This window comes from Streptomyces sp. NPDC057877 (assembly GCF_042796855.1).
In the GTDB taxonomy this organism is placed as follows: domain Bacteria; phylum Actinomycetota; class Actinomycetes; order Streptomycetales; family Streptomycetaceae; genus Streptomyces.
This window is the reverse complement of the sequence record NZ_JBHVMS010000026.1, coordinates 1-5,258: the sequence shown is the minus strand read 5'-3', so window position 1 is coordinate 5,258 and position 5,258 is coordinate 1. Positions and strand designations below refer to the sequence as shown.

Genomic DNA, 5,258 nt, shown 5'->3' with positions numbered 1-5,258 from the left:
GTCCTACTCTCACAGGGGGAAACCCCCAACTACCATCGGCGCTGAAGAGCTTAACTTCCGTGTTCGGTATGGGAACGGGTGTGACCTCTTCGCTATCGCCACCAAACCATTGAGAGTGTTCTCTCAAAACTAGATAACAGTAAGCATACATTCAAATTGGTTAAGTCCTCGATCGATTAGTATCTGTCAGCTCCATGTGTCGCCACACTTCCACCTCAGACCTATCAACCTGATCATCTTTCAGGGATCTTACTTCCTTGCGGAATGGGAAATCTCATCTTGAGGGGGGCTTCATGCTTAGATGCTTTCAGCACTTATCCCGTCCGCACATAGCTACCCAGCGATGCCCTTGGCAGAACAACTGGTACACCAGCGGTGCGTCCATCCCGGTCCTCTCGTACTAAGGACAGCTCCTCTCAAATTTCCTGCGCCCGCGACGGATAGGGACCGAACTGTCTCACGACGTTCTGAACCCAGCTCGCGTACCGCTTTAATGGGCGAACAGCCCAACCCTTGGGACCGACTACAGCCCCAGGATGCGATGAGCCGACATCGAGGTGCCAAACCTCCCCGTCGATGTGGACTCTTGGGGGAGATAAGCCTGTTATCCCCGGGGTAGCTTTTATCCGTTGAGCGATGGCCCTTCCATGCGGAACCACCGGATCACTAAGCCCGACTTTCGTCCCTGCTCGACTTGTAGGTCTCGCAGTCAAGCTCCCTTGTGCCTTTACACTCTGCGAATGATTTCCAACCATTCTGAGGGAACCTTTGGGCGCCTCCGTTACTTTTTAGGAGGCGACCGCCCCAGTCAAACTGCCCACCTGACACTGTCTCCCCGCCCGATAAGGGCGGCGGGTTAGAAGGTCAATACAGCCAGGGTAGTATCCCACCGATGCCTCCACCGAAGCTGGCGCTCCGGTTTCCAAGGCTCCTACCTATCCTGTACAAGCTGTACCAACATTCAATATCAGGCTGCAGTAAAGCTCCACGGGGTCTTTCCGTCCTGTCGCGGGTAACCTGCATCTTCACAGGTACTATAATTTCACCGAGTCTCTCGTTGAGACAGTGCCCAGATCGTTACGCCTTTCGTGCGGGTCGGAACTTACCCGACAAGGAATTTCGCTACCTTAGGACCGTTATAGTTACGGCCGCCGTTTACTGGGGCTTCAATTCGCACCTTCGCTTACGCTAAGCGCTCCTCTTAACCTTCCAGCACCGGGCAGGCGTCAGCCCCTATACTTCGCCTTACGGCTTCGCAGAGACCTGTGTTTTTGCTAAACAGTCGCCTGGGCCTATTCACTGCGGCTCTCTCGGGCTTTCACCCTAACAGAGCACCCCTTCTCCCGAAGTTACGGGGTCATTTTGCCGAGTTCCTTAACGAGAGTTCTCTCGCTCACCTTAGGATTCTCTCCTCGCCTACCTGTGTCGGTTTGCGGTACGGGCACCTCTCACCTCGCTAGAGGCTTTTCTTGGCAGTGTGGAATCAGGAACTTCGCTACTATAATTCGCTCGCCATCACAGCTCAGCCTTCACGGGAAACGGATTTGCCTATTTCCCAGCCTAACTGCTTGGACGCGGATATCCAATACCGCGCTTACCCTATCCTCCTGCGTCCCCCCATTGCTCAAATGGTGAGGAGGTGGTACAGGAATATCAACCTGTTATCCATCGCCTACGCCTTTCGGCCTCGGCTTAGGTCCCGACTAACCCTGAGCGGACGAGCCTTCCTCAGGAAACCTTAGGCATTCGGTGGAGGGGATTCTCACCCCTCTTTCGCTACTCATACCGGCATTCTCACTTCTAAGCGCTCCACAAGTCCTTCCGGTCTTGCTTCACAGCCCTTAGAACGCTCTCCTACCACTGTTCGAAGAACAGTCCGCAGCTTCGGTGATACGTTTAGCCCCGGTACATTTTCGGCGCAGAGTCACTCGACCAGTGAGCTATTACGCACTCTTTAAATGGTGGCTGCTTCTAAGCCAACATCCTGGTTGTCTAAGCAACTCCACATCCTTTTCCACTTAACGTATACTTTGGGACCTTAGCTGGCGGTCTGGGCTGTTTCCCTTTCGACTACGGATCTTATCACTCGCAGTCTGACTCCCAAGGATAAGTCATTGGCATTCGGAGTTTGACTGAATTCGGTAACCCGGTAGGGGCCCCTAGTCCAATCAGTGCTCTACCTCCGAGACTCTTACCTTGAGGCTAGCCCTAAAGCTATTTCGGAGAGAACCAGCTATCTCCAGGTTCGATTGGAATTTCTCCGCTACCCACACCTCATCCCCGCACTTTTCAACGTGCGTGGGTTCGGGCCTCCATTCAGTGTTACCTGAACTTCACCCTGGACATGGGTAGATCACCTGGTTTCGGGTCTACGACCACGTACTCAATTCGCCCTATTCAGACTCGCTTTCGCTGCGGCTCCGCATCTTCTGCTTAACCTTGCACGGGATCGTAACTCGCCGGTTCATTCTACAAAAGGCACGCCATCACCCGTTAACGGGCTCTGACTACTTGTAGGCACACGGTTTCAGGATCTATTTCACTCCCCTTCCGGGGTGCTTTTCACCTTTCCCTCACGGTACTGGTTCACTATCGGTCACTAGGGAGTATTTAGCCTTGGGAGATGGTCCTCCCGGATTCCGACGGAATTTCACGTGTTCCGCCGTACTCAGGATCCACTCAGGAGAGAACGAAGTTTTGACTACAGGGCTGTTACCTCCTATGGCGGGCCTTTCCAGACCTCTTCATCTACCTCGTTCCTTTGTAACTCCGTATAGAGTGTCCTACAACCCCAAGAGGCAAGCCTCTTGGTTTGGGCTAGTCCCGTTTCGCTCGCCGCTACTCAGGGAATCGCATTTGCTTTCTCTTCCTCCGGGTACTTAGATGTTTCAGTTCCCCGGGTCTGCCTTCTCATATCCTATGTATTCAGATATGGATACCACTCCATTACGAGTGGTGGGTTTCCCCATTCGGAAATCTCCGGATCAAAGCTTGCTTACAGCTCCCCGAAGCATATCGGTGTTCGTCCCGTCCTTCATCGGCTCCTAGTGCCAAGGCATCCACCGTGCGCCCTTTCTAACTTAACCGTTAAAAAGAATCACTACGTGATATCTTGCATTACTAATTGAATGTGAATTACTTCTGTTATCTAGTTTTCAAAGAACACGTTGGTGGAGCCTAGCGGGATCGAACCGCTGACCTCCTGCGTGCAAGGCAGGCGCTCTCCCAGCTGAGCTAAGGCCCCGTATTGGGTAAAGATGGTGGGCCTGAGTGGACTCGAACCACCGACCTCACGCTTATCAGGCGTGCGCTCTAACCAGCTGAGCTACAGGCCCATCTACCATATGAAAGAATCAAAGTTCCTTCAAAACTAAACAAGACAGGGAACGTTCTGTTTATAAGACCCAAGGTCTTATATTCCGTTAAAATCCTTAGAAAGGAGGTGATCCAGCCGCACCTTCCGATACGGCTACCTTGTTACGACTTCACCCCAATCATCTGTCCCACCTTCGGCGGCTGGCTCCAAAAGGTTACCTCACCGACTTCGGGTGTTACAAACTCTCGTGGTGTGACGGGCGGTGTGTACAAGGCCCGGGAACGTATTCACCGCGGCATGCTGATCCGCGATTACTAGCGATTCCAGCTTCACGCAGTCGAGTTGCAGACTGCGATCCGAACTGAGAACAGATTTGTGGGATTGGCTTAACCTCGCGGTTTCGCTGCCCTTTGTTCTGCCCATTGTAGCACGTGTGTAGCCCAGGTCATAAGGGGCATGATGATTTGACGTCATCCCCACCTTCCTCCGGTTTGTCACCGGCAGTCACCTTAGAGTGCCCAACTGAATGCTGGCAACTAAGATCAAGGGTTGCGCTCGTTGCGGGACTTAACCCAACATCTCACGACACGAGCTGACGACAACCATGCACCACCTGTCACCGTTGTCCCCGAAGGGAAAACCCTATCTCTAGAGTGGTCAGGGATGTCAAGACCTGGTAAGGTTCTTCGCGTTGCTTCGAATTAAACCACATGCTCCACCGCTTGTGCGGGCCCCCGTCAATTCCTTTGAGTTTCAGTCTTGCGACCGTACTCCCCAGGCGGAGTGCTTAATGCGTTAGCTGCAGCACTAAGGGGCGGAAACCCCCTAACACTTAGCACTCATCGTTTACGGCGTGGACTACCAGGGTATCTAATCCTGTTCGCTCCCCACGCTTTCGCTCCTCAGCGTCAGTTACAGACCAGAGAGTCGCCTTCGCCACTGGTGTTCCTCCACATCTCTACGCATTTCACCGCTACACGTGGAATTCCACTCTCCTCTTCTGCACTCAAGTTCCCCAGTTTCCAATGACCCTCCCCGGTTGAGCCGGGGGCTTTCACATCAGACTTAAGAAACCGCCTGCGCGCGCTTTACGCCCAATAATTCCGGACAACGCTTGCCACCTACGTATTACCGCGGCTGCTGGCACGTAGTTAGCCGTGGCTTTCTGGTTAGGTACCGTCAAGGTGCCGCCCTATTTGAACGGCACTTGTTCTTCCCTAACAACAGAGCTTTACGATCCGAAAACCTTCATCACTCACGCGGCGTTGCTCCGTCAGACTTTCGTCCATTGCGGAAGATTCCCTACTGCTGCCTCCCGTAGGAGTCTGGGCCGTGTCTCAGTCCCAGTGTGGCCGATCACCCTCTCAGGTCGGCTACGCATCGTTGCCTTGGTGAGCCGTTACCTCACCAACTAGCTAATGCGCCGCGGGTCCATCTGTAAGTGGTAGCCGAAGCCACCTTTTATGTCTGAACCATGCGGTTCAAACAACCATCCGGTATTAGCCCCGGTTTCCCGGAGTTATCCCAGTCTTACAGGCAGGTTACCCACGTGTTACTCACCCGTCCGCCGCTAACATCAGGGAGCAAGCTCCCATCTGTCCGCTCGACTTGCATGTATTAGGCACGCCGCCAGCGTTCGTCCTGAGCCAGGATCAAACTCTCCGATAAAGTGTTTGACTGACTACGCACATCGCTGTGCGATTTATTTAAAACTTTGAATTAACAGGTACGTTTTGTCTTGTTTAGTTTTCAAAGATCATTATAATGGAGCGGGTGATGAGAATCGAACTCACGACATCAGCTTGGAAGGCTGAGGTTTTACCACTAAACTACACCCGCATCAAAATTCTTTTTTGTCAGTACCGCTTTGACGTTTCTAATATTACATGTTTATTTTTTTTTCGTCAAGGTAATGTTAAATAATTTGTCGAAAAAAATTCTT

The 5,258-nt window shown here is 52.5% G+C and carries 3 tRNA genes and 3 rRNA genes; all 6 read right to left on the bottom strand.

The annotated features are described in order from the left end of the window. Positions 1-106, bottom strand: a 5S ribosomal RNA gene (gene rrf / locus ACFVQG_RS38630); the annotation flags it as partial. Positions 107-156: 50 nt separating this feature from the next. After that, positions 157-3,086, bottom strand: a 23S ribosomal RNA gene (locus ACFVQG_RS38625). Positions 3,087-3,168: 82 nt separating this feature from the next. Further along, positions 3,169-3,244: transfer RNA gene (locus ACFVQG_RS38620), tRNA-Ala, on the bottom strand. Between the two features lie 14 nt (positions 3,245-3,258). Next, a tRNA-Ile gene (locus ACFVQG_RS38615) sits at positions 3,259-3,335 on the bottom strand. Between the two features lie 100 nt (positions 3,336-3,435). After that, positions 3,436-4,984 (bottom strand): 16S ribosomal RNA (locus ACFVQG_RS38610). 97 nt (positions 4,985-5,081) lie between these two features. After that, positions 5,082-5,155 (bottom strand) — tRNA-Gly (locus tag ACFVQG_RS38605). Positions 5,156-5,258: the final 103 nt, after the last annotated feature.